At 67.7% G+C, this 22,237-nt stretch carries 23 protein-coding genes and 2 tRNA genes; 11 read left to right on the forward strand and 14 right to left on the reverse strand.

What is annotated here, in order from left to right; genetic code table 11:
* Positions 1–23: 23 nt before the first annotated feature.
* Positions 24–1,508: an IMP dehydrogenase gene (guaB, locus tag J2744_RS07165; protein WP_209546119.1), complete on the reverse strand. Its 1,485-nt coding sequence runs from the start codon at positions 1,506–1,508 to the stop codon at positions 24–26.
* Between the two features lie 522 nt (positions 1,509–2,030).
* On the opposite strand from guaB, the gene J2744_RS07170 reads away from it, so the two are divergent.
* From J2744_RS07170 to J2744_RS07185, 4 genes are all read left to right on the forward strand, one after another.
* Positions 2,031–3,053, forward strand: coding sequence for a DUF5794 domain-containing protein (locus J2744_RS07170; protein ID WP_209546121.1), 1,023 nt, complete (start codon positions 2,031–2,033; stop codon positions 3,051–3,053).
* 105 nt (positions 3,054–3,158) lie between these two features.
* The gene (locus J2744_RS07175; protein ID WP_209546124.1) at positions 3,159–3,383 is read left to right on the forward strand and encodes a DUF5795 family protein; all 225 of its coding nucleotides are present in this window, start codon (positions 3,159–3,161) and stop codon (positions 3,381–3,383) included.
* Between the two features lie 118 nt (positions 3,384–3,501).
* Positions 3,502–3,676, forward strand: a tRNA-Trp gene (locus J2744_RS07180).
* A gap of 308 nt (positions 3,677–3,984) precedes the next feature.
* Positions 3,985–4,161: a hypothetical protein gene (locus tag J2744_RS07185; protein ID WP_209546126.1), complete on the forward strand. Its 177-nt coding sequence runs from the start codon at positions 3,985–3,987 to the stop codon at positions 4,159–4,161.
* Between the two features lie 106 nt (positions 4,162–4,267).
* On the opposite strand, the gene J2744_RS07190 is transcribed toward J2744_RS07185, so the two are convergent.
* Both J2744_RS07190 and J2744_RS07195 read right to left on the reverse strand, forming a co-directional pair.
* Entirely contained in the window at positions 4,268–5,368 is a 1,101-nt protein-coding gene (locus J2744_RS07190) for a hypothetical protein (RefSeq protein WP_209546127.1), read from the reverse strand.
* 644 nt (positions 5,369–6,012) lie between these two features.
* Positions 6,013–6,213, reverse strand: a complete 201-nt coding sequence (locus J2744_RS07195) for a hypothetical protein (protein ID WP_209546129.1) — start codon at positions 6,211–6,213, stop codon at positions 6,013–6,015.
* Positions 6,214–6,323: 110 nt separating this feature from the next.
* Between J2744_RS07195 and J2744_RS07200 the strand changes: the two genes are divergently transcribed.
* Positions 6,324–7,625 (forward strand): outer membrane protein assembly factor BamB family protein, encoded by a 1,302-nt coding sequence (locus tag J2744_RS07200; RefSeq protein ID WP_209546130.1) that lies wholly within the window; start codon positions 6,324–6,326, stop codon positions 7,623–7,625.
* Between the two features lie 55 nt (positions 7,626–7,680).
* Here the strand turns inward: J2744_RS07200 and J2744_RS07205 are convergent, their stop codons facing one another.
* The 4 genes from J2744_RS07205 to J2744_RS07220 all read right to left on the reverse strand — a co-directional run bounded on the left by J2744_RS07205 (position 7,681) and on the right by J2744_RS07220 (position 8,976).
* Positions 7,681–7,893 (reverse strand): helix-turn-helix transcriptional regulator, encoded by a 213-nt coding sequence (locus J2744_RS07205; protein ID WP_209546131.1) that lies wholly within the window; start codon positions 7,891–7,893, stop codon positions 7,681–7,683.
* Positions 7,894–7,895: 2 nt separating this feature from the next.
* Positions 7,896–8,321 (reverse strand): hypothetical protein, encoded by a 426-nt coding sequence (locus tag J2744_RS07210; protein WP_245203253.1) that lies wholly within the window; start codon positions 8,319–8,321, stop codon positions 7,896–7,898.
* 185 nt (positions 8,322–8,506) lie between these two features.
* On the reverse strand, positions 8,507–8,704 hold the full coding sequence (locus J2744_RS07215) for a DUF5800 family protein (protein ID WP_006628666.1): 198 nt from the start codon (positions 8,702–8,704) through the stop codon (positions 8,507–8,509).
* A gap of 92 nt (positions 8,705–8,796) precedes the next feature.
* Complete coding sequence (locus J2744_RS07220) at positions 8,797–8,976, reverse strand: DUF5786 family protein (protein WP_209546132.1); 180 nt, start codon at positions 8,974–8,976, stop codon at positions 8,797–8,799.
* A 176-nt stretch (positions 8,977–9,152) separates the two neighbouring features.
* Between J2744_RS07220 and J2744_RS07225 the strand changes: the two genes are divergently transcribed.
* The gene (locus J2744_RS07225; protein ID WP_209546133.1) at positions 9,153–10,247 is read left to right on the forward strand and encodes a polymer-forming cytoskeletal protein; all 1,095 of its coding nucleotides are present in this window, start codon (positions 9,153–9,155) and stop codon (positions 10,245–10,247) included.
* 287 nt (positions 10,248–10,534) lie between these two features.
* Complete coding sequence (locus tag J2744_RS07230; protein WP_209546469.1) at positions 10,535–11,416, forward strand: WD40/YVTN/BNR-like repeat-containing protein; 882 nt, start codon at positions 10,535–10,537, stop codon at positions 11,414–11,416.
* Positions 11,417–11,492: 76 nt separating this feature from the next.
* Here J2744_RS07230 and J2744_RS07235 read toward each other — a convergent pair whose 3' ends face one another.
* Complete coding sequence (locus J2744_RS07235; protein WP_209546138.1) at positions 11,493–12,263, reverse strand: ribonuclease H-like domain-containing protein; 771 nt, start codon at positions 12,261–12,263, stop codon at positions 11,493–11,495.
* A gap of 79 nt (positions 12,264–12,342) precedes the next feature.
* Positions 12,343–14,094, reverse strand: coding sequence for an alpha/beta hydrolase family protein (locus J2744_RS07240; RefSeq protein WP_209546139.1), 1,752 nt, complete (start codon positions 14,092–14,094; stop codon positions 12,343–12,345).
* A gap of 184 nt (positions 14,095–14,278) precedes the next feature.
* Here J2744_RS07240 and J2744_RS07245 point away from each other — a divergent pair, with 184 nt between their 5' ends.
* Positions 14,279–15,034 (forward strand): SOS response-associated peptidase, encoded by a 756-nt coding sequence (locus J2744_RS07245; RefSeq protein WP_209546140.1) that lies wholly within the window; start codon positions 14,279–14,281, stop codon positions 15,032–15,034.
* A gap of 33 nt (positions 15,035–15,067) precedes the next feature.
* Here the strand turns inward: J2744_RS07245 and J2744_RS07250 are convergent, their stop codons facing one another.
* The 4 genes from J2744_RS07250 to J2744_RS07265 all read right to left on the reverse strand — a co-directional run bounded on the left by J2744_RS07250 (position 15,068) and on the right by J2744_RS07265 (position 19,533).
* A complete protein-coding gene (locus J2744_RS07250; protein ID WP_209546142.1) occupies positions 15,068–16,543 on the reverse strand; it encodes a small ribosomal subunit Rsm22 family protein in 1,476 nt (491 codons plus the stop codon).
* A 23-nt stretch (positions 16,544–16,566) separates the two neighbouring features.
* Positions 16,567–17,340 (reverse strand): prephenate dehydrogenase, encoded by a 774-nt coding sequence (locus J2744_RS07255; protein ID WP_209546144.1) that lies wholly within the window; start codon positions 17,338–17,340, stop codon positions 16,567–16,569.
* A gap of 83 nt (positions 17,341–17,423) precedes the next feature.
* Positions 17,424–18,758: an MFS transporter gene (locus J2744_RS07260; protein WP_209546146.1), complete on the reverse strand. Its 1,335-nt coding sequence runs from the start codon at positions 18,756–18,758 to the stop codon at positions 17,424–17,426.
* A 112-nt stretch (positions 18,759–18,870) separates the two neighbouring features.
* Entirely contained in the window at positions 18,871–19,533 is a 663-nt protein-coding gene (locus tag J2744_RS07265; protein WP_209546148.1) for a DsbA family protein, read from the reverse strand.
* Positions 19,534–19,673: 140 nt separating this feature from the next.
* Between J2744_RS07265 and J2744_RS07270 the strand changes: the two genes are divergently transcribed.
* Complete coding sequence (locus tag J2744_RS07270) at positions 19,674–20,036, forward strand: DUF5779 family protein (protein ID WP_209546150.1); 363 nt, start codon at positions 19,674–19,676, stop codon at positions 20,034–20,036.
* Positions 20,037–20,047: 11 nt separating this feature from the next.
* Here J2744_RS07270 and J2744_RS07275 read toward each other — a convergent pair whose 3' ends face one another.
* Entirely contained in the window at positions 20,048–21,664 is a 1,617-nt protein-coding gene (locus J2744_RS07275) for a long-chain-fatty-acid--CoA ligase (RefSeq protein WP_209546152.1), read from the reverse strand.
* Between the two features lie 99 nt (positions 21,665–21,763).
* Between J2744_RS07275 and J2744_RS07280 the strand changes: the two genes are divergently transcribed.
* Entirely contained in the window at positions 21,764–22,003 is a 240-nt protein-coding gene (locus J2744_RS07280; protein WP_209546154.1) for a hypothetical protein, read from the forward strand.
* A 141-nt stretch (positions 22,004–22,144) separates the two neighbouring features.
* A tRNA-Met gene (locus J2744_RS07285) sits at positions 22,145–22,219 on the forward strand.
* Positions 22,220–22,237 lie beyond the last annotated feature (18 nt).

Consider the following 22,237-nt stretch of genomic DNA (forward strand, 5'->3'; position numbering starts at 1 on the left):
TTCGGCGCTCCGGCCGACCGGTATCACTCGTCCGGGCTGTAGTTGGGCGCCTCGTCCGTGATCATCACGTCGTGCGGGTGACTCTCGCTCTGTCCCGCGGTCGAGACGCGGACGAACTCCGCGCGCTCGTGGAGGTCGGGAACGGTCTCCGCGCCGACGTAACCCATCCCGGAGCGCATCCCGCCCGTGAGCTGGTGGAGTTCGGAGGCGAGGCTCCCCTTGTACGGGGTCGCGGCCTCGACGCCCTCGGGAACGAACTCCTCGTCTTCGTCCTCCTCCTTGAGGTAGCGGTCGCCGCCGCCGGACTTCATCGCGCCGACCGACCCCATCCCGCGATACTGCTTGTACTTCTTCCCGTTCATCGTGATGACGCGGCCCGGGGCCTCGTCGGTGCCGGCGAAGTAGGAGCCGAGCATCACCGCGTCCGCGCCCGCCGCGAGCGCCTTGATCGCGTCGCCCGAGTAGCGGATTCCGCCGTCGGCGATCACCGGCACGCCGTGGTCGGCGGCCACGTCCGCGACCTCCGCGACCGCGGTCATCTGGGGCATCCCCGCGCCGCTGACGACGCGCGTGGTACAGATCGAACCCGGGCCGATGCCGACCTTCAGCCCGTCGGCGAAGTCGACCGCGGCCTCGGCGGCCTCGAGCGTCCCGACGTTGCCGACGACGACGTCGGCGTCGACGGTCGCTTTGATCGCCTCCGCGGAATCGAGGACGTTGAGGTTGTGGGCGTGCGCGCAGTCGATGAAGATCACGTCGACGTCGGCCTCGTCGGCCGCGACGGCGCGCTCCTCCTCGAAGGGACCGACCGCGACGCCGGCGAGCAGGCGACCGTCCCCGTCGCGGGCGGCCTCCTCGTGTTCGCGGCGCTGTAAGATTCCCTGCATCGTCACCAGTCCGACGAGGCGGTCGTCGTCGACGATGGGAACGCGCTCGATCTTGTGGTCGTACATCAGCTCGAGCGCCTCGCGCGCCTCGACGTCCTCCGGCGCGGTGATGACCTCGTCGGTCATCGCCTCGCGGACCGCGTCGTCCTCGCCGACCTCCAGGTACGGGCGGATGTCGGTGCCGGAGATGATCCCGAGGACCGTGTCGTCGTCGTCGACGACGGGGGCGCCGGAGACACCCTGCCGCTCCATCACGGCGTCGGCCTCGCGGACGGTGTCGTCCGGCGAGACGGTGACGACGTTCTCGCGGCGGATGACGAGTTCGTGCGCGCGCTTGACGCGCTCGACCTCGGCGGCCGTCTCCTCGACGGTCATGTTGCGGTGGAGAACGCCGAGACCGCCCTCGCGGGCCATCGCGATCGCGAGGTCGCTCTCGGTGACGGTGTCCATCGCCGCCGACAGCACGGGGACGGTCAGTTCGACGTTCTTCGACACGCGGGTGCTCAGGTCCGCGTCGTCCGGCTCAACCCGGCTCTCCTTCGGGCGGAGCAGCACGTCGTCGAACGTCAGCGCTTCCGGAACGTCGAGCTTCGCCGAGAATCGGCCAGAATCTGTCGCCATATAATCCGTCACGAACGGCCGATGAAAAGCGTTGCGAGACGGCACGGACGTGGAGGTTGATCACATCCGAATCCGTGTTGTATACACGAATATGGTCATTCTCCGGTCGAAACGCGGTTGACGCGAGAGCTGTCCGACGAATGTCGCTGCCCGAGAGCGATCGGCGACCAGGAGTTCGGAAGCCGAGAGATGATCGAGGAAGTGCGTCGAGATCCGACGGATCGTCGCCGAACCTGTGTGTTCGGCGTCGATCCATCGTGTCGTGCGGACACGTCTCACACAACCTTTAACGCGACCGAAACACGTATATCGAGTATGGACTCCGACAGTCCCGTGAACGCGCGCATCGCCGGCCAGCCGAACGTCGACCTCGGCGTCCGCTTTACAGCCGGCAATCCGCGCAAACGCTTTACATGGGCTCGTCGGACCTCCCGCGGCGTGGACTCCGCGTGCTGGTCCCCCGACCATCGCGAGTCGCACGCATCCCACCGCCTCCCCGTCGGTCAGGGCTATCGTCCCTAAATGAGCACTTCACGCCACCCGGTCGCCCTGCGACTCGAACAGCAGGTCGGGAGCGCGACGAAGCTGCTCGCGACCGTGATGGTCCTGCCGCTCGTCGACGGCATCTTCCCCGCCTTGGTCGTCGCCGGCGTTCTCGGATCGGCCACCGGCGTCGTCGAGACCGGGATCCTGATCTTCGGCGGCTCCGCGACCGCCGCGGTGATCCTCGCGGAGATGGCCGGCTCTCGGCGAGAGATGGTCACGTCCGTGCTGCTGATCGGCGCGGTTATCATCCCGGTGGCCGCCGTCGAGGCCGCCCTCGCGCCGATGCTCCAGGAGCTCCTCGATCTGGTCGTGTTCGAGCGGTTCGCCGGCTTGGTGATCTTGACGATCGCCGCCAAGACCGCAAGCTCCGAGATCGGCGAGTACCTGCCGAGTCCGGGCGTGATCATCGGTCTCGGTCTCGTCGCGAGCTTCGACCCGTCGGGGTTCGCCCTGGAGACGTCGACCGAGTACGTGGTCAACGGGACCGCGGCCGCCGCCGTCGGTGTCGGGTTCGCGCTGTCGATCGCGCTGCTGTCGCCGCACCTCCGCGGCCGGGTCGACATCGATCGGTTCCGGTTCGGGTCGGCGGTCGCACTCGGCGTGCTCGCGCTGCCGATCCTGCTCGGCCCGTTCGACCTCATGCAGACGGACGCGCCGGTCGCGCTCGCGGTGCTCGCCGTGACGACGCTGTTCGCGTACGACCCGGACGCGGGCGCGCTGGAGGGGGTCGCCGGCGGCGGCGACGCGCCGGACGACGGCGGACCGGCGGACGGTTCCGCCGAGGGGGATGACTCGGACGACTCCGCCTCGACCGATCCCGCCGACGAGACCGTCGAGGAGGACGCGCCGAGCGACCCGCCGCTCGACGCCCCGCCGGAGGGTCCGTCCCCCATCGTCGACGACGACGTCGCCGTTCTCGCGAACGGCGGCGAGGGGCGTGAGGCCGACGACGGGACGGACCCGTTCACCGACGACGACTCCCGGGCGCCGTGGCTGTAGTCCGGACGTAACCGTCGGGAGGCCCGTTCTCTGACGCCGCCTCGGTCGCCGCCCGCGCCCCGGGCGTGTCGCCGGGGTTTAGGTACCCGACCCCGAACGGCCGGTATGTCGAACCGCGTCGTTCAGGGGCGGATGGTGACGCCCGAAAAGCTCGCAGAGCTGGTCGAGGGAGAGTCGGTGCTGGAGGCCGAGTCGATTACCGACGCCGACCGCGACTGTCCGGAGTGCGGCGGCGACGTCATCTCGGTCGGCTACATGCCGAGCGTGACCGAGTTCGTCACCGGCTACAAGTGCCAAGACTGCGACTGGAGCGACGACGACCGGGAGTAGCGCCGGTCGGATCGCCGAGGCGTCACGCGCTTTCGGTCGTCGTCGTCACGTCCCCCGAACGCCTTCGATCGAAACCCCTTTATCCGCGTTTCGGCAACGAACTGATGCGAGATCACGCGGGGCTGTGGCCAAGCCAGGCATGGCGACTGACTCCAGAGGCTTGCGCCCGGGACGACACTCCAGACTGATATACCGAGCGGCCGACTGATCATCGGTCGTGTTGACGACCCTCTGGAGTTCCGAGGCGCACCGGAGATATCAGTCGATCGGGGGTTCAAATCCCTCCGGCCCCACTTCCTGCCGTCGCGAGCAACACCGCGAGCGACGGCGACGTGCTGAGGAGAGATTTGAACCAGGGAGCGGTAGCACCGCGATTTATAATTTCTCTATTTCTACTCATAAATTAAATATTTATAGATTTAAGATAAATGTAGGGCCGAGGATCTCCGATTTCTGCGAATTCGTCAGCGAGAACAACCAGTGGTGTGCTACGCTGAAACGTCTAGGCGGCCACTCTAACAACGACGCTGATGAGGTTGCCACGGACGGCGGCACGGTCTACCGCGAGATGTCCGAAGAGGTCACGTCGGAGTAGCCGATCGTGGTTGATGTCGGCATCGGGGACGACCGGATGCTGGCAACTGCGGACCGGGACGACATTAGTGTAGTCGTGGAAGTGCCAGCGGGAAGGTCCGAAGAAGAGCTCGCGGAGACGCTCGACGAGGTCCCGGCAAAAATTCAAACGGACCGGACCTGTCCGCTAAGGGGTGACCGGTGATGCCGACCGCGCAATTGGAGACGGAACCCCGGAGCAGGTCAGGAGTAGGATACAATCGCTGGTGCTCAAAAAACCAGTTTTGAAGGAATAAGGTATCTGTTCCCCATTAGAGCGGCTTCGCGTCATACAAAGAGATATTTTGAAACTCGGGGACGTAAACAGTATCCCCACGCCTATCCTCACGCTCATCATAGTGATCAATATATGCAGTAAAAACTGCTTGATATCTATTCACATCTGATGGTATTTTTTGTTCAATCTCTCTGATCATTTCCTCATCTGAAAGTGCTTTAGCTACAGCGAGTGTCCCCTCACCATGACAGCCAGCAACGAGAAGATGGATGTTATTATCATACTCTGTTAGTGGTGAATAATCTTCGTACTTTTCGTATTGTTCCCATCCCTCATGTAACTTCTTGACAACCGCCATTCCATAATCGATTCGGTACTTTGGTCGGTTAGAATCTCCAAGGGTAGGTTCACCATCCCTTTTTTCCGGTTCAATTGACGTAGGATCTCCATAAGATTTTGTAATAGGCCAGTTCGTTCTTTCACTTCTTATCTCATCAAGGGACATGCCATAGTATTTTTCTGAAGGTGCCAAGTCAAAAATATACGGCAAACGCCCTTGGTACTCAGCAATCGAGTCTGGATCGTACCCCATACTTAACGCTACAAATTCAGAGCCAAGCGGGCCTGTTGTTGTTGCGATATGTCCTGCTTTATTTACATCTAATTCATTAACAGACTGTGGTTCAACATCATCAACGGTTTTTAAAACAGCATTAGCAAGTTCTACTTGTGTAAGAAAGTCAATTTCACCAAGATCACTGATTTCAGGCGCACCGCGGCCAGGAGTTACAAATATATCTCCAGTAAACCACAGTAATCTTGAGTAGATCGACTCATCGACGAAATTAGGCAGGTATGGCTCAAGCGCTTCATCAACCTCCATAGCAGTTGCTGCCCCACTACCAACGATACCGGTGGCCAGACCACCAATAAATGATATCCCAATATCTTTTAAAACAACACGACGAGACACGCTATTATCCGACTCATTCGGCTTAGCACGTTCAACTATCGCACTATTGTCATCGAATACCTTCCACTTGATTCTGTCACCTACACTTAGACCCAGTTGATATTGGATACTATCTGGTATAATTTTTAATTTTTCCTCGCTAATTTCTGTATATTCTGCCATCGTTCATCACACCTACTAATTATGTTCAATATAAAAAAGTTTGATGATTAATGTGAGCTATCAAATATATCTCCGATTATCGTGTTATTACACAGGCATGGCTCTACCCAGACGCATTGGGGAGACAAATTATACGCTCACTCCAAGGAGAAGAATGCTAAAATTCTCAAAGGCGCGTTTGAGAATAATCATCAAAACAGTGATTTCCGACGGCAGACGGTTTCAGGAGTTCCGTGTATTTGCTAACTCTCGCGTTCCATCAGTAAAATAATAAACTCACACGGGAGCTTTTATGACGATGTGCCGTCGTCATGGTTCCGGTTTTGGAGGGGTAATAGCTCTTCCGCGTAGCCCCGCTAGCTACGCCTTCACAGAACCGATCTCGGGGTCATACAGCAAAAGACAGCTCCTAACGCTAAAGTGGTTCATTTAGATCGACCGCCTCAAGTCGTGATTCGGTAGTGACTTAATAAAACGACCGAGTCCACAATGAGCCAGTATAACAAGACGCCAACAGTCGGATCGGTTGGTGGGAAGACCAGAAAAGTCAAATCTGTGAATTTGGCTCCCTTCTCCGGCCCCACTTTCCGCTCCTGCGAGCAAGACCGCGAGCGACGGCGCTGAAAATTCGATCCGGCCTGCGACTACCGCCGGGATACGATTCGCCCGGCTAAGATGCCAACGACCGCGATCATCCCCGCCATCGCGAGGTAGATCGCTAGCCCGATCAGCTCGCCGTTCGCGCCGTTCACGCCCGCGAGACCCAGGAACACGACGGCGATGACGGCGTGGAGGGCGAACACGCCGGAGGGGACGTTCGCTCCGAGCTCGAATCCGATCTCCATACCGTGACTTCGGCCACCGTCGGAAAAAGTCGTCCGGTCGAAACGTGCGACGTCGGCCGCGACCGGCACGGCCGCCACACTAAAGCGACCCCGGCGCGACGGCTATCCCGATGACCGACGCCCGCTCTCGCCGCGAGTGGCTCGCCGCGGTCGGCGCGGCGACGACCGCTGCCGCGGCCGGCTGCGCCTCCCTCAACAGTCCGCCCGTGAACGCCGACCGCGAGGCCCCCGACGTGGATCCCGGTGCGGGGGACTCGACGCGGCAGACGATCCCTCCGGGCGTCGCGCAGTTCCGCGGGTCGCTGGAGCGGTGGGGGTACTACCCGGACGAGACGGTGCCCGACGCGGTCGAGGAGGCGTGGCGGATTCCCGAGGTCAACACCGGCGATCACAGCGCGGCGAAGGCGAGCGCGGTACCGCTCCCCGGCGGGGGCGTCGTCCTCCCGGGCGACACCGGCGAACTGCTCGCGATAACGGCGGCCGGCGAGGTGCGCTGGCGCGGCGAGACGGACGCCGGAGGCCGCGGGATCCACGGCACGCCGGCGGTCGCGGACGGCCGCGCGTACGTCGGCGCGTACGACGGCGTCTGCTACGCGTTCGCGCTCGACTCGGGCGACCTGAAGTGGTCGACGAACCTCGGCGGTTCGATCGGGTCCAGCCCGCTGTACTGCGACGGCGAGCTGTACGTCTCGGTCGAGTTCCCGACGCCCGAGGGGCGGCTGTTCGCGGTCGACGCGGAAACCGGCGACGTCACCTGGGCGGAGCCGGAGCACCGTCCCACCGATCACCCCCACTCCTCGCCGGCCGTCTCGCTCGACGCCGGGCGGATGGTGTGCGGGTCGAACGACGGCTACTGCTACTGCTGGAGCTTCCCGGACCTGGAGTTCCAGTGGCGGTTCGCGACGGACCCGCCCGAGACGAACAACGGCGAGATCAAAGGCCCGATCGCGACGTACGACGGGGCCGCCTTCTTCGGCTCGTGGGACACCAACGTCTACCGGGTGGACTTGGCGACCGGCGAGGAGGACTGGCACTTCGAGACGGGCGACCTGTCGATGACGGGACCCGCGATCGACCCCGAGCGCGACGTGGTGTACATGGGGAGCCACGACGACCACCTGTACGCGCTCGACGCGTCGACCGGCGACGTGGAGTGGCGCTTCCGAACGGGTCGCCCGTTGACCGGCTGCGCGACCGTCGCCGGCGACCGCGTGCTGACGGGGTCGAAGGACGGCACGCTCTACGCGCTGGAGGCCGACTCCGGCGACGAGGTGTGGCGGGTCGACCACGACGGGTGGATCACGAGCGCGCCCCGCGTCGTCGACGGCGAGATCTACTACGCCGAGCGCGCGCCGGACCCGGCGAGCGGCGACGTCGACGGCGGCGGGTACAAGCTCGTCGCGGCGGAGTGACCCGGGGCGAAGTGATCCGACCCGGAGTAACCCGGGGCGGAGCGACCGCGCCGCGCTACGACTGCGGGTCTGCGGGCAGGTCGAACACGTCCTCGACGCGCGCGTCGAACTCCCGCGCGATGCGCCAGGCCAGCTCCAGCGAGGGGTTGTACTCGCCCTTCTCGACGTAGAGGATCGTCTGGCGGGTCACGTCCACTCGGTCGGCGAGCTCGGCCTGCGTCAGCCCCGTCTCTTCGCGGAGCTCCCGGATCCGGGTCTCGAACTCCACGGTCACGCCTCCACGCCCCGGCGACGGGCCCAGGCCCGCGTGCCGTGGGCGACCGAGGAGACGCAGATCGCGACGGCCGCCCAGACGACCACGACCCGCGCCTGCGCGTAGACCGTTTCCGCGACCCCGCCGAGGCCGCCCGTCGTCTCCAAGGCGGCACCGAGGAGGAAGGCGGAGAACGCGATCCCGAAGAGCAGGAACGCGGCCCTGCTCGCCGCGAGGCGGGTGAGTTCCCTGGTCCGCTCGTCCGATCGGGTATGGCCGACGCGGTCCGCGAGCAGGCGGCTGAACGGGAAGAACGTGACGAACAACACCCCGCCGCCCGCGATGATCGGAGCCGACTCGCGGGCCAGCCCGAAGTTCAACAGCAGCACCGTTGCGAGCATGTGGACGCCCCGTCCGAGACGGTAGCGAGTCTGCGGTCTCATGGCGTGGTCACCTCACGGTTGTTAATTCGATCTAACGTCATATATTTCTTACGTCAGTCTGACGGAGTCGTCGCCGCTCCGGGTGCGGAGAGTCGGACGGGAAGGAAGCGCAGGGCGCGACTACCGGCGAAGGAAAAGCGGCAGGCCGCGCCGTCGACGGCGCGAGAAGGTATCCGGACCGAGCGTCACAACACGTCGCCGATCCGGACCGGCTCGCCGTCCAGTTCCGGGTCCTCGGCGACTATCGTCAGGACCTCGTGGTCTGTCACGTCGCGGTACGACTTCCCTGTCGCCTCCTCGATCAGCGTCTTCTCCAGTTCGAACTCGGTCCCCTCGTAGACGACGTCGACACCGCGGTCGGTGAACGTCAGATCCGTACTCATGCGTCCGGGTAGGCGGCGTGTCTGTAAAAGGAGCGCGACACGACCCGCGTCGCTCTCGGAGGGCTACGTGGTGTCGAGCGTTCGTCGGTCGACTACTCGTCGTCGTCGTCGCGCATCTCGGAGAGGCGGCCGACGAGGTCGTCGGTATCGGCGTCGCCCTCGATGGAGACGTCGCCGTCGTGATCGTTCTCGTGAACGTTCACCGCGTCGTCCTCGTCGGTGTCGACGTCCTGATCCTTCTGTTCGCTCTCGTCGTACGATCCAAATCCCATGGGTGTTTCTTCGGCGGCGTACGGAAAAGCGCAGCGACCGCGATCCAGTTCGGTAGCGATTCACGCGGAAAAGGGGACGCTCGGGCGAAACCGCTCCGGAGCGCGGAGTGTACGCCGCGTCCGACGCGCGTCCGACGCCCCGCACCGTTTATACCCGCGGGGCGACTGCTCCCGGTGTGTCGCTGCGAGGAGACGGCCCGATCGAGGAGCTCGCGATCCCCTCGGGGACGACCGTCGAGGAGCACGACGTCGTCGTCGACGGCGACGTGCTCGTGGGCGGCCAGTCCACGGTCGAGCTGGGCGTCCGCGGCCGCAACGTCGCGATCGGCGAGCGCGTGCGCGTCGCCAACGACATCGAGGCCGAGGGGGACTGCCGGCTCGACACCTGGTGTTCCGTCGACGGCAACGTGCTGGTCGGCGAGGACGCGTACCTCGGCGAGCGGGTGACCGTCACCGGCCGCCTGATGGTCTCCGGCGATCTGGACATCGGCGACGACGTGACGATCGAGGAGGGGTTCGAGGCCAACGGCTGGATCGTCATCCGCAACCCGGTGCCGACGATCGTGTTCTACTTCATCGTCCTCTCGCAGCTGCTGCGCGTCGGCGAGACGGACGCCGCCGACGAGCTGGCGGAGGCGCTCGCCGACGGCGACGACGTCCGTGACCCGCTGCTCGTTCCGCGGAGCGCCGAGATCTCCGACGACGCCTGGCGCGTGTCGACGCCCGCGACGGTCGGCGACGACTGCCGGCTCCACGGCAACCTCCGCGCGGAGTCGATCCGCGTCGGCGAGCGAAACGAGGTGTTCGGCTCGCTGCGCGCCCGCGAGGATATCACCGTGGGTGCCGAGACCGTGATCCACGGGGACGTGACCACCCGCGGCGGGACCGTCACCGTCGAAACCGGCGCTCGCGTGCTCGGCGACGTCTCCGCGGGCGATCTGGTGGTGTACGACGGCGCGGAGATTCAGGGCACCCTCCGTGCGCGCGGCGAGATGAAACTGGTCCAAGAGACCGAGTCGGACGGTGCGGCCGACGGCGTCGACCAGGCGGACGAAACCGAGTCCGTCGAGGCTGACGACGCTGACGCAACGGCTGACGCCGATAAAACCGACGAAGCCGAGTCCGGCGAGGCTGACGACCCCGACGACTCGGCCGACGACGCCGTCGGAGGCGAGTCCGACGCCGACGACCCGACCGAGGACGAGACCGCGGCGGTGAAGGCCGACGCGGGATCGACGACGGACGCGGTCGGATCCGACGGCGACTCCTGATCCGTCGGACCGAACCTGTTCGGTCTGATCTGGGATAACTCCGAACGGAAGGTAGAAGCCCCGAAAGAGATATTTTCGACCTATAAACGGGTCGATCAACGATGTAAAACGTCGCCGATACGGACGATTAAGCCGATTTTAGCCGAGTTAATTTCGACGATTTCTTGAACTGACACAAGATACTTACAACCGGCACAGAAATCCCCGGGTGCGTCATGAGCCGATCACTGACGACGACCCGCCGCGCGACGCTGGCGGGACTGGGTGCGCTCGTCGCATCGGGAAGCGTGACTACGGTCGCCGCGGCCGCGGAGAGCGAGTGGACCGTCGAGAAGACCGAGACCGACAGCACGCTCCACGACGTGGTGTCGGCGAACGCCGGTCGCTTCGCGGTCGGCGGCGGCGGCGTCCTCACCGCGCCCGCGACAGAGGGCTGGCAGACGCTCCGCGACGGCGGCCCGACCGGGAACGGGAACAACCTCTACGGCGCGTCCGTCACCGACGACGGCGAGCGCGTCTGGTTCGTCGGTGCGAGCGGCGCCATCGGCGAGTACATCCCCGCGACGGACACGCTCGTCGACCACTCCGCGCCGATGGACAACACGAACAACTACAACGACGTCGCGGTCACGGGCGAGGCCGGCGAGGCGAACGTCTACGTCGCCGGCGACTCCGGGAAGATCTACTACAGCTTCGAGAACGGCGCGGCGGAGACGTGGGACTACGTTACGCCCGGCAGCGGCTCGGCGCTGCCCGCGATCGACTTCCACGGTCCGCGGAGCGGCCACGCGATCGACACGAACGGCCGCGTGTTCGTCACCGACGACGGCGTCACCTGGAACGCGATCGGCATCGAGAACGCGGACGTGACGTTCTACGGGCTGGACAGCGACGCCCCCGACGACGTCGCCGTCTCCGGCGGTAACGGCACCGTTCTGACGTACGACGGCGCGGGCTGGACGCCCGACGTGCTCGGCGACGCCGACCTCGTCGACGTCGAGACGGATGGCGAGGCCGGCTACGTCGTCGGCAGCGGCGGCGTGGTTCAGGAGCTGACGGCCGACGACCGGTTCGTGCTCGACACGCCGGTCGGCGAGAACCTGAAGGCGGTCGACGTCGACGGTGACGCCGTCGTCGTCGGGTCCAGCGGCACCGTCCTGCGTCGGTAACGGCGTCGACTGTTGTCGTCACGGATTAGCCGTCGCGGCGGTCCATACCCGCCGCCCGCGACCTCTCGGGTCCCTCTCAGTCGCCGTCTCCGTCCGGGGCGGCGACGAACACTTCCTCGTCGAGCGCGGCACAGACCGCGTCCGCGAGCGCCCTGAGGTTCACGGTGTCCTCGCGGTTGTACGAGACGAGCGTCGCTAAGGCCTCCTCGTCCCCGCGCTCGTACTCGCGCCAGAGGCGGACCGCGTCGCGGCCGGAGATGTCCGGCCGGTCGCGCTCGATCCCGAGCTGTTTCTCGATCGGTTTCAGCCCGCCCGAGAGACCGATCCGCTTCGCGGGGTACATCAGGTCGAGGTGGGGCGTGTCGACGTCGACGTCGAAGGAGGTCTCTAAGAAGGGGACGTCGAAGCGCGCGCCGTTGAACGTCGCGAGCAGGCTCGCGTCCGCGAACTGCTCGCGGAGCCGTCGCGCGGTGAGGTCCTCGCCGGCGACGAGCGTCGTCGTCTCGCCGCCCTGATGGAAGCTGACCGTCGTCACTCGGTCCCGCCGCTCGTCGAGACCGGTCGTCTCGATGTCGAAGAAGCAGGTCTCCTCGCGGAAGTTCTCGTAGAGCCGCCAGCGCTCGCCCGAGGGGAACTTCCGGTCGAAGTAGTCCGCGTCGCCGTCGTCGAGCCGCGCGAGCGCGTCCGCGATGAACGACTCGATCCGGTCCGCGGTCGTCGCCCCCATCCCCGGCACGTCGACCCCGGGATCGAACTCGTCCCACGTCGTGGCCCCTCGCTCCCAGAGGCGTCGTTCGGTCGTCTCGCCCACCCCCTCGACGGGGATGAAGCTGTTCTCGATGCGCATGTCCGTCTCCGAGCGACGCGCGGTGAAAAAGTCGGCGGGAGGCGGCCGATCCCCTCCCGTCATCGAGCGGGTCGTTCCCTCAGAGCGGGAGGTGGGTCGCCTGGGAGGCGACGACGAGCCACGTCACGAGCAGCGCGTTGAGGACCGCGCCGACCCACACGCGCCCCGTGCGGTGGAAGCTGTACGTCGAGACCGCGCCCACGCCGATCAGCACGCCGACGAACTGGAACGCGATGATCGTCTGGAGCGCCGTGGCCGGCAGCGGCAGGGCGCCGGTCGCGAACAGCCAGCCGTACTGGACCGCGAGGAACCCGACGAACGGGCCGGCGAGCAGGCCGACGTTCCCCGCGATAGCCCGACGCAGGGAGTCGGTCGCCGCCCGGGTGCGCAGCCGGCCGTGGAGCAGCAGTTCGAGCGCGAAGAAGAACGCGAGGAACGCCGGGAAGTAGCCGATCCCGATCCGGACGTGGAGCGCGCTCGGCGGCTTCAGCGCGAGGACCCACGCGCGGAAGTCGAGCGTGAAGACGGCGTCGAACGCGAGAAGCAGCGCGAGCAGCGCGAGCGCCGTCCCGGCCGCGATCGCGACCGACCGGGCCAGCGTCCCGGCGCCGTCGCCCGCGTCCAGCCCGTACCGGGCGCGCGCCTCGGCGAACGTCCGATCGCTACGGACGTGCCAGACCCCGAGCAGGAGCGCGATGATCGCCGCGTTCCCCAGGATCCACAGCACGATGCCGTTCGTCTCGTTTTGCGGCGTCACCGCGGTCAGCGGCATCACCTGCCCCGCGAGGAGCATCAGCGGGTAGTACGTCGCGACCGGAAGCAACGCCGTCAGGGCGACCGAGAGGCCCCAGCCGAGGTCGCGCTCGGCGACCGGCTCCGGGACCGACCGCGTCGCCGCGGAGAGCACCCCCGCCTCCGAGAGCGTCCCGATCGTCGGGAAGAGGAACAGGAAGCCGCCGAGCAGCGCGACGGCGGTCCCCAGCTCCTTCCAGTGCCAGATCTGGTCGCTCGGGTCGAGCGAGGTCTCGCCGCCCGTCGTCCGCTCGATCCACCCGACCGCCTGTCCGACGGCGGTCGGCGAGTGGGTCGTTCCGGGATGAGTCGTGCCCGGCTGGTACAGCGCCCGGGCGGTACCCGACTCGAAGTCGCCGTACACCGTCCCGGTCTCGATCCGCTCGTCGGTGCCGAAGACGGACTGGAGCTTCTCGCTTTCCGGGGCGGCCGGCGCGGTCTCGGTCTCCCACATCAGCCGGTGGAACTCGTCGTACTCGGCGTAGACGACCGCGAGGTTCCGCGGGAAGGTCGCGTTGCCCGGCGGCGCGCCGGACGAGCCGGTCGACGAGCCGGCGAGGACCATCGACTCGTAGCTGTCCGGGTACGTCGCGGCCGCCGCGACGGACGCCCAGCCGCCCATCGAGTGGCCTTCGAGCGCGATCCGGTCCTCGTCGACGAGCTCGTGCTCGGAGAGGTAGTCGAGCGCGGGCGGGCCGCCCCACCCCTGCGAGAACGCCGGCGGGTCGGAGTAGCCGTGGCCGGTCTGGTCGATGGCCAACACGACGTGGCCGCGTCTGGCCAACTCGATCGCGAACGGCGCTTGCGTCTCCTTGCTGTTGATGTACCCGTGCGTCGCCAGCACGCCCGGCGCCGGGTCGTCGGCGCTGACTCCGGGCGGGACGTAGAGGTACGCGTCGATCGTTCCTCCTTCGGTCTCGATCTGCGTCTCCTGAACCGTCAAGTCGCCGCCGGCGGTGTGTCCCCACCACCCGACGGCGCCGCCGATGAGTATCAGCGCGAGCGCGACTCCAAACAGTACGAGCCTTTGTCTGTTCATGTTTACCGATGCCGTAAGTCAGTCATGAAGATTAGAGGAATATAATGGTGTGCTAAGCGGAAGCGGATCGGTAGCGGGACACAGTTCAGAGCGAGGCGCGTCGGACGAGCGGTGACGATCCGGGAGGCGGGGGGAATGCCGCCGCCTACGTCGAATTGAAGCCCGTTCGCACCGATGGCAACGTATGTGCGGCCGCTACACGCTCTTCACCCCGACCGCCGACCTCGAAGATCGGTTCGACGCCGACTTCGGCGACCGCGAGCCGAGCTACAACTGCGCGCCGGGGCAGTCGCTGCCGGTGATCACCGACGAGGCCCCCGAAGAAGCGATCCGGATGGAGTGGGGGCTGACCCCCTCGTGGGCCGACGAGTCGTTCGACCTCATCAACGCCCGCGCGGAGACGGTCCGCGAGAAGCGGAGCTTCGCCGACGCCTTCGAGCGCCGGCGCTGTCTCGTCCCCGCCGACGGCTTCTACGAGTGGGTCGGCGGCGGCGGCCCCGACGGGAACCGCGACGGCTCCGGGAAGACGCCCTACCGCGTCGCCTTCGAGGACGACCGACCGTTCGCGATGGCCGGGATCTACGAGCGCTGGGAGCCGCCGACGCCGGAGACGAGCCAGACCGGACTCGGCGCCTTCGGCGGCGGAGACGGAGGCGGCGGGAGCGACGGAACGGCGGACGACTCCGGCGCCGTCGAGACGTTCGCGGTCCTCACCACCGAGCCGAACGACCTCGTCGCGGACCTCCATCACCGGATGGCGGTGATACTCGACCCCGACGCGGGCGAGGAGGAGGCGTGGCTCCGGGGAGATTCCGAGGAGGCGGCCGCCCTGCTCGACCCGTATCCGAGCGACGGACTCACCGCGCACCCGGTGTCGACGCGGGTGAACTCGCCGGGCGTCGACGCGCCGGAGCTGATCGACCCCGTCGCGGGCGACTGAGCGGCGTCGGCCCGGACTGTAATTTCGGCCGAGTCAGGGCGCGACCAGGTCGACGACCGTCTCGTCGTCGACGACGACGTTGTACGCGCCCTCGTCCTCGTTCCAGAGGACCAGCCCGTTCTCGACGAAGACGACCGCGCCGTAGTCGGCCTCCCGGAGGTCGCGGTTCAGCGCGGTCTCGCGGGTACAGACGAGGTAGTGGTCGGTCGCCTGCGAGCCGTCGCCGACGCGGTAGAGGGCGTTCTCGCCCTCGCTTAAGTCGTGGCTCAGCTTCACCGCGAGCAGGTTCACCCGGTCGGTGACGTGGCGCTCCGACTCGGCCATGCGCGCGCACCGCTCCGCGCTGGCCTCGACGTCGACCCGGCGTCTCCCGTCGGGGCGGAGGATCGAGTAGGCGAACTGGACGTCGACGTTGACGAACTCGCCCGGCTCGTCGGTCTCGCCGCGCGCCGCCGCCTCGTCGAGCCGGCGCTGGAACGGCGGGACCGCGAGGTCGGGCGCGACGTCGAACGACCACCCCGGATCGCTCGGTACCGCGTCGGGCCACAGCCGCAGCGCCGGCGAGTAGATCTCGGCGTCGCGGCCGGGACCGTCGCCGCCCGGTCCCTCGCCGTCGCCCGCGACGAGCGCGCGCTCGACCCGCCGGAGTCCGGTCGCGGTGTTCCGGTCGGCGGGCGCGAACGCGACGAGGCTCCCGTCGGGGGCGAGCGCGTCGAGCGCGGCGTCGGCGACCGAGACGGGGTCGGCCAGCTCCGAGAGGACGTTGCCGAAGAGGAGGAGGTCGAAGGGTTCGTCCGTCGCGGGGGCGGACCCTTCCTCCTCGTCGAGCCCGAGGAACGCCTCGGCGGTCGTCTCGTGGACCGTCGCGCGGAAGTTACGGCCGGTCTCCTCCAGCATCCGGTCGAGGACCGCGGTCGCGGCGCTCGGCTCGACGGCGTGGTAGTCGACGACCGCGTCGTCGGGGAGGTAGTCGTGGAGACCGAGCGCGGGACCGCCGACGCCGGCGCCCACGTCGAGGACGCGGAGCGTCCGGTCGAGCAGGCCGTTCTCGGTGAGGTCGTCGAGGACGTAGCCGACCGTCGCGTAGTAGGCCGGCAGGTGGTATATCGCGTAGCCGAGCGCCGCGACGCGGTCGTACTCGACCTCGTTCTCGTAGAGGTAGTCGCTCTTCAGCCGGCGGACCCGCTCGCGGAGTTCGTCGCCGGACTCGCCGCGGTGCCAGTTCGCGCCGTACTCGCGGACCAGCAGGTCCTCCAGGGCGAACGAGTACGCCTCGGGGAGCGCCTCGGGTCCCCAGCCGGACGGGTCGACGGGCGTCTCCTCGACGGGGACGAAGGCGCCGTCCTCGCGCTCGCGGAGCCGGAGGTCGAACGCCTCCTCGCGGAGCGTCTCGCGGACGACCGCCGGGTGCGGGGTCCCCTCGATGTACTCGGCGATCTCCTCGGGGTCGATCGGTCTGACGTTGCGCAGGTAGTTCGCGTTGTTCCGGACCGCGGTTCTGTCGATCATTGGTTTCTCGTCTGCCTCGCGTCTCACTCCAGTCTGTCACGCCCCTCGCGGTCGCCGCGGGCCCGCTCGTAGAGGGCGGCGAACGCCTCGGCGTCGGCGTCGGCGATCGCCGCCGCCGCGTCGGCCACGTCCTCGGCGCCGTCGAAGGCGCGCTGGATCTCGGCGTACACCGCGGGCGATCCCTCCGTGACGGTGTCGGCGACCTCGTCGAGCGCGGCCGAGACGGGCGTGTGGAACTCCTCGCGGACCGGCTCCGCGGCGAGTCGCCACGCGAGTATCGCCGCGTGCGCGCCCGCCTGAACCGTCTCCATCGCCTCGTCGTGTTCCGCTGCGGTCGTCTCGAAGACGTCGTTGCCGCCGGCCCCGACGGCCGCCGAGAGGGAGTCGACCAGCGGGCCGCCCTCGTCGACGACGACCGCGACGTTCCCGGGGACGCGCGGCGGCGCGAACAGCGGGTGGTAGCTCGCGCGTTCGAGGTCGGGGGCGTGGTCGCGCATCGCGGCGACCGCGTCCGTCATCTCGCCGGAGACGTCGACGATCGCCCGCTCCGCCCGGGGCGCGTACGCCTCGACCGCGGCGGGCACCGCCGACATCGGCACCGCGAGACAGACCGCGTCGTGGACGGAGTCCCCGTCGGCGTCGACCGTCCGCGCGTCGCGTCCCGCCGCCGCGTCGGCCGCGACGGACGGGTCGCGGTCGGCGAACGCGACGCTCGCGTCGACCGGCGCGGCGTCGGCGGAGACGGTGTCGGCGACCCAGCGCCCGATCTCACCGGCGCCGACCACGAGGAGGTCCATCGGTTACGGGAACCGAGGTGACGCGCCGGTTAAAAGGACTCGCCTCAGGGGCGAGACGCGTCACCGCGCCGGAGCGACCGCGCTCATCCCTCAGCGCCGAGCCGGCCGACGACTCCCGCACCGGGCGAGATCGACCGGACCGCCGGCAGCAGCGCGAGCGCGATTGCCAGCTCCAGCCCGCCGACCGCGAGGAACGCGGGCGTGTAGCCGAACGCGTCCGTGGCGTTCCCGCCGATGAGGAAGCCCGCGAGGAAGCCGAGCGAGCCGAACACGTTGAACAGCCCCATCGCCGCGCCGCGCACCTCCGGCTCGACCAGGTCGGTGACGAGCGCCATCGTCGCCGGCGCCATCAGCGCGCCGCAGACGCCGACAAGCACCATCAGCGCCGCGGCGATCGGGTACGCCGGCGCGACGCCGACGCCGATCGTGACGACGCCGTACGCGAGCGACCCGGCCACCACGGGGAGGAAGCGACCGATCCGGTCCGAGAGCGCGCCGAGCGGCGACTGGAGGAGCGCGAAGGGGACGAAAAAGAGCGCGAGCGTCGCGCCCGCGCCGGCCGCCGAGAGACCGAACGTCGCCGGGTCCTGGAAGTAGTACACGCCGACGAGCGCGAAGAAGCCCGCGGTGAGTCGGTCGACGAAGCCGAACGCGAGCGGCACGAGGAGACCGGGCGTCGTCCGCGCGCGGGCGAGGACGTCGCGGAAGCCGACGTCGTCGGTCGCCGCGGGGTCGACTCCGTCCGTCTTTGAGGCCGTCGCGGCCCGGTCGTCGACGGTCGCCGCGAGCAGCCCAGCCGCGGCCAGCACGACCGCGCCGGCGTACACCGGGTACAGCGCGCCGAGGTCGGCGAGCGAGCCGCCGACGACGGAGCCGACCGCCGCGCCGAGACCGATCGCGAGTCCCGCGGTCCCCATGTTGCGGCCGTTGCCGCCGCGTAAGTCCATCAGCAGGGTGATCGAGAGCGAGAACGCGCCGATGGTGAGCGCGCCGCCCACGACCCTGACGAGGAGCGCGACCTCGAAGCCGAGTCCGAGCCCCGGCAGCGACGCCAGCGCGACGTAGGAGGCCGCGCCGCCGAGCGCGCCGACGACGATGAGGGGGATCCGCGTTCCGAGCGCGTCCGAGACCGCGCCCCAGACGACCGCAAACGTCACGAACGCGCCGAACTCCGCGACGAGGAACCACATCCCGGCGTCGATGCCGGCGGGCGCGCCGAGCGCGACGACGAGGTCGGGAACGCCCGGGTAGAGGAGGACCTGCGAGATCAGCACCGCGAGGACGACGCCCCCGAGCCGGCGGCGGTCGCCGGCGTCGGTCTCGACCGCGGGAGACGGGTCGCCGGCGACCGAGGCGTCGACGCCGGCGGGGCCGTCGGCTTCGGCGGAGGGATCGGCGGACTGGTCGGCGTCGCTCATCTACTTATAAAACGGGGCGAACGGCCAAAAGACCGACGTTCCGAGAAGACACGTTCGGCGACCGGTGCGACGCCGCACTCGTCTCCGCTCCAGCCGGTTCTCGTCGCGCGCGTCAGAGTTCGGCGTCGATCGCCGACGCGACCGTCTCGGCGGCGTACCCGCCCTCCACCGGGCTCCCGTTCACGAAGATGGTCGGCGTCCCGGAGACGCCCATCGACTCGCCCTCGGACTTGTCGCTCTGGGTGGCCTCCTCGTACGCGGTGAACTCCGCGTCGGAGAGGACCGCGCAGGGGTCGGCGCCCGCGGTCTCAGCGGCCGCACCGAGCGCCTCGCCGCTGTAGTTCCCCTGGGACTCGTAGGCGGCAGAGGCGAACTCGAAGAACGCCTCGTCGCCGTGGCGGGCCCCCACGCCGCGGGCCGCGCTGGCGACCGGGACCGCCCACGTCTCGTTGACCGGGATCGGGAAGTCCCAGTGCTCGTAGTGGACGTCGCCGGTGTCGACGTACTCCTCGCGGATCGTCGGGAAGTGGTCGAGCGTGTAGCTCGCGCAGTGACCGCAGGTGAAGTCCTCGAACGCCCGAACGGTCACGTCGGCGTCCGGGTTCCCGAGCGTCGGTCGGTAGTCGAGGTTCGGATCCGTCGGCTCCGTCAAGTCGCAGCCGTACTCGCCGGTGTCGATCCCGCCGCCCCCGCCGCCACCACCGAGGCAACCGGCGACGCCGACGACGCCGACCGTCGCTCCGGCCGCGAGCAGGGACCGCCGCGTGCGTTCCATATCCGCCGGTGAGAGCGGGACGCACTTAACCACACCGTGAAGAGCGGAACCGGTTCGACGCGGAGCGGGGACCGCCGACCGCGCGGTCGGCGACGGCCCCGCTCCCGAACGCTTTTGCCGCCGCCTGTCGACCCCCACGTATGAGCGACTGGGACCTCGACCTGCGGGACGCCGAGGCGAAGATGGACGAGGCGTTCGCCGCCGCCGGCGACGTCGTCCTCGGCGTCTTGGACGGCACCACCGACCCGGAGGAGTGGGTCCGCAGCGTCGACTACGGGAACACGCTGGTGTTGTCGATCGAGGGGGACCTCAACGAACTCGCCGCCCCCTTCGCGCGCGACGTGAAGGACATGGACGGCGAGCTGATGCACTTCCGCGGCTTCCTCGTCGTCACCCCGCCGGGCGTGAGCATCGACACCGACCGGCTGAGCGACTCCGGCGTCGACGAAGAGGAGAGCGTCGAGGCGGACGAGTCCGAGGAGAACAGCGCTGGAGAGGACTGAGGCGTTCCCTTCTATCCTTCGCCGACCATCCGGTCTTCCTCGTCCCACTCGCGCTCGCGCAGCTCGTACTTCTGGATCTTCCCGGTCGCGGTCGTCGGGAGTTCATCGACGAACTCCACCTCGCCGGGTGTCTTGTAGTCGGCCACGCGCTCGCGGACGAACGCCTTGAGCTCCTCGGGCGTCGCGCCCGCGTCGTCCGGGTCGCCGCGCTCGGGGACGACGAACGCCTTCGGGGTCTCGCCCCACCGCTCGTCAGGGGCGGGGATGACGGCGACGTCGGAGACGACCTCGTGCTCGAAGAGGGTGTCCTCCAGTTCGATCGAGGAGATGTTCTCGCCGCCGGAGATGATGATGTCCTTCTTGCGGTCCTGGATCGAGACGAAGCCGTCCTCGTCGACGACGGCCAGGTCGCCCATGTGGTAGTACCCCTCCAGCCGCTCCGAGAACGCCGCCTCGGTGGCCTCGGGCTTGTTCCAGTAGCGGTCCATCACCTGGTTGCCGCGGACGACGATCTCGCCGATCGTCTCGCCGTCGGCGGCCACGTCCTCCCCGTTCTCGTCGACGACGCGCACGTCGGTGCCGAGGTAGCCGATCCCCTGCGTCTTCTTCACCGCGAACCGGTCGTCGGAATCGGCGTCGAAGTGGCGCTTCGCGTCCGAGGTGGTGATCAGCGGGCCGGTCTCGGTCGCGCCGTACACGTGTTTGAGCTCCCAGCCGAACTCCGCTTCGACGGTGCGGATCGTCGCCTCCGGCGGCGCCGCGCCCGCGGTAGCGACCCGGACGTCGTTGTCGCCGGTCGTCTCGCCGCCGTGTTCGGCGTAGTGGTCGCCGAGCATGTTGAGCACGGTCGGCGCCGCACAGAAGTACGACACGTCCTCCTCGCGGACCCGGTCGAACGTCTCGGCGACGTCGACCCCGCGGGTACAGACGTGGCGGGCGCCCGCGCCGGTGATCGCGTAGATGTGCCCCCAGCCGTTGACGTGGAACATCGGCAGCGTCCAGAGGTACACGTCGTCGTCGACGATCTCCTGGTGGATCGAGATGAGATAGGCGTGGAGCGTCTCGGCGCGGTGGGTGCGACAGACCCCCTTCGGGTCGCCGGTGGTCCCGGAGGTGTAGTTGATCGTGATCACGTCGTCCTCGTCCATCTCCGGGCGCTCGTAGGCGTCGGGGTCCGCGTCGTCGAGCGCGGCGTCGAACGACTCCCAGTCGCCCTCGACCGCGTCCGCGTCGTTGGTGAGGAACGTCTCGGTGGGCACCTCCTCGCGGACCGCCTCGACGTTCGCGGCGTACTCGGCGTCGGCGTAGATGGCGTCGACCCCGGCGTCCGAGAGCATGTACGAGAAGTCGTCAGGCGTGAGCCGGTAGTTCAGCGGCGTGTGGACCGCACCGACCTGCATCGCGCCGTAGGCGGCCTCCAGATGGTAGTGCGTGTTCGGGTCCAACACCGCGACCCGGTCGCCCTTCTCGATACCCCGCGCCTGAAGCGCGGCGGAGAAGCGGTCGGCGCGCTCGCCCAGCTCCGCGTACGTGTATCGCGTCCCGTCGACGGCGAGGACGGCCTCCTCGTCGGCGTAGTGTCGGCGCGCCCGGTCTAAGAAGTCCGTGGTTAACAGCGGCTTGTGCATCATCTATCACTATCGATGATGGGTAAAATCGTTTGCGGCCGACGCAAGGGGCGGACGGTCGCGGGAGTCTTTTCACGATCGCCCTCGGAGAGGTGGAAAATGAGCGACGAGTCCGGGGGGTCGGCGTTCTCAGAGGGGTACGTGATCCCGATCGCGGGGCTGGTGGCGTTCGTGTTCGCGCTGATGGCGGGGTTGACCGCGCAGCGGGCGCTCTCGGGCGACCCGGCTGACGTCGGGGTGACGGTCGGCTTCGCCGCCGTCGCGGTCCTCGCGTTGCGGATACGGATCAAGGCCGTCGCTGCGAGGTCGGAACACGACGAGGGCGCGAGCGAGGAGTGATCTCCCGATTCGGGACGTCAACGCGAAGGGCCGATTCGGGACGCCGACACAGGGGGATGGAACCGCCGCGGACGCGTGGACGAATCGCACACCGGCGGCGGGATCAGAACCCTTAACAGTCGCACGCGATTTTGTGACGATAGCGGGATGGGATAGCCAGGAGATTCCGCCGGGCTCATAACCCGGAGATCGGTAGTTCAAATCTACCTCCCGCTATCTTTTGTCGACGACAGT

It is taken from the genome of Halorubrum trapanicum (assembly GCF_017873555.1).
Taxonomy (GTDB): domain Archaea; phylum Halobacteriota; class Halobacteria; order Halobacteriales; family Haloferacaceae; genus Halorubrum; species Halorubrum trapanicum.

Bases quoted from the DNA above. Each gene is read 5' to 3' on its own strand.
- guaB (WP_209546119.1), bottom strand. From the start codon at position 1,508: ATGGCGACAGATTCTGGCCGATTCTCGGCGAAGCTCGACGTTCCGGAA.
- J2744_RS07170 (WP_209546121.1), top strand. From the start codon at position 2,031: ATGAGCACTTCACGCCACCCGGTCGCCCTGCGACTCGAACAGCAGGTC.
- J2744_RS07175 (WP_209546124.1), top strand. From the start codon at position 3,159: ATGTCGAACCGCGTCGTTCAGGGGCGGATGGTGACGCCCGAAAAGCTC.
- J2744_RS07190 (WP_209546127.1), bottom strand. From the start codon at position 5,368: ATGGCAGAATATACAGAAATTAGCGAGGAAAAATTAAAAATTATACCA.
- J2744_RS07195 (WP_209546129.1), bottom strand. From the start codon at position 6,213: ATGGAGATCGGATTCGAGCTCGGAGCGAACGTCCCCTCCGGCGTGTTC.
- J2744_RS07200 (WP_209546130.1), top strand. From the start codon at position 6,324: ATGACCGACGCCCGCTCTCGCCGCGAGTGGCTCGCCGCGGTCGGCGCG.
- J2744_RS07210 (WP_245203253.1), bottom strand. From the start codon at position 8,321: ATGAGACCGCAGACTCGCTACCGTCTCGGACGGGGCGTCCACATGCTC.
- J2744_RS07215 (WP_006628666.1), bottom strand. From the start codon at position 8,704: ATGAGTACGGATCTGACGTTCACCGACCGCGGTGTCGACGTCGTCTAC.
- J2744_RS07220 (WP_209546132.1), bottom strand. From the start codon at position 8,976: ATGGGATTTGGATCGTACGACGAGAGCGAACAGAAGGATCAGGACGTC.
- J2744_RS07235 (WP_209546138.1), bottom strand. From the start codon at position 12,263: ATGCGCATCGAGAACAGCTTCATCCCCGTCGAGGGGGTGGGCGAGACG.
- J2744_RS07240 (WP_209546139.1), bottom strand. From the start codon at position 14,094: ATGAACAGACAAAGGCTCGTACTGTTTGGAGTCGCGCTCGCGCTGATA.
- J2744_RS07245 (WP_209546140.1), top strand. From the start codon at position 14,279: ATGTGCGGCCGCTACACGCTCTTCACCCCGACCGCCGACCTCGAAGAT.
- J2744_RS07250 (WP_209546142.1), bottom strand. From the start codon at position 16,543: ATGATCGACAGAACCGCGGTCCGGAACAACGCGAACTACCTGCGCAAC.
- J2744_RS07255 (WP_209546144.1), bottom strand. From the start codon at position 17,340: ATGGACCTCCTCGTGGTCGGCGCCGGTGAGATCGGGCGCTGGGTCGCC.
- J2744_RS07260 (WP_209546146.1), bottom strand. From the start codon at position 18,758: ATGAGCGACGCCGACCAGTCCGCCGATCCCTCCGCCGAAGCCGACGGC.
- J2744_RS07265 (WP_209546148.1), bottom strand. From the start codon at position 19,533: ATGGAACGCACGCGGCGGTCCCTGCTCGCGGCCGGAGCGACGGTCGGC.
- J2744_RS07270 (WP_209546150.1), top strand. From the start codon at position 19,674: ATGAGCGACTGGGACCTCGACCTGCGGGACGCCGAGGCGAAGATGGAC.
- J2744_RS07275 (WP_209546152.1), bottom strand. From the start codon at position 21,664: ATGCACAAGCCGCTGTTAACCACGGACTTCTTAGACCGGGCGCGCCGA.
- J2744_RS07280 (WP_209546154.1), top strand. From the start codon at position 21,764: ATGAGCGACGAGTCCGGGGGGTCGGCGTTCTCAGAGGGGTACGTGATC.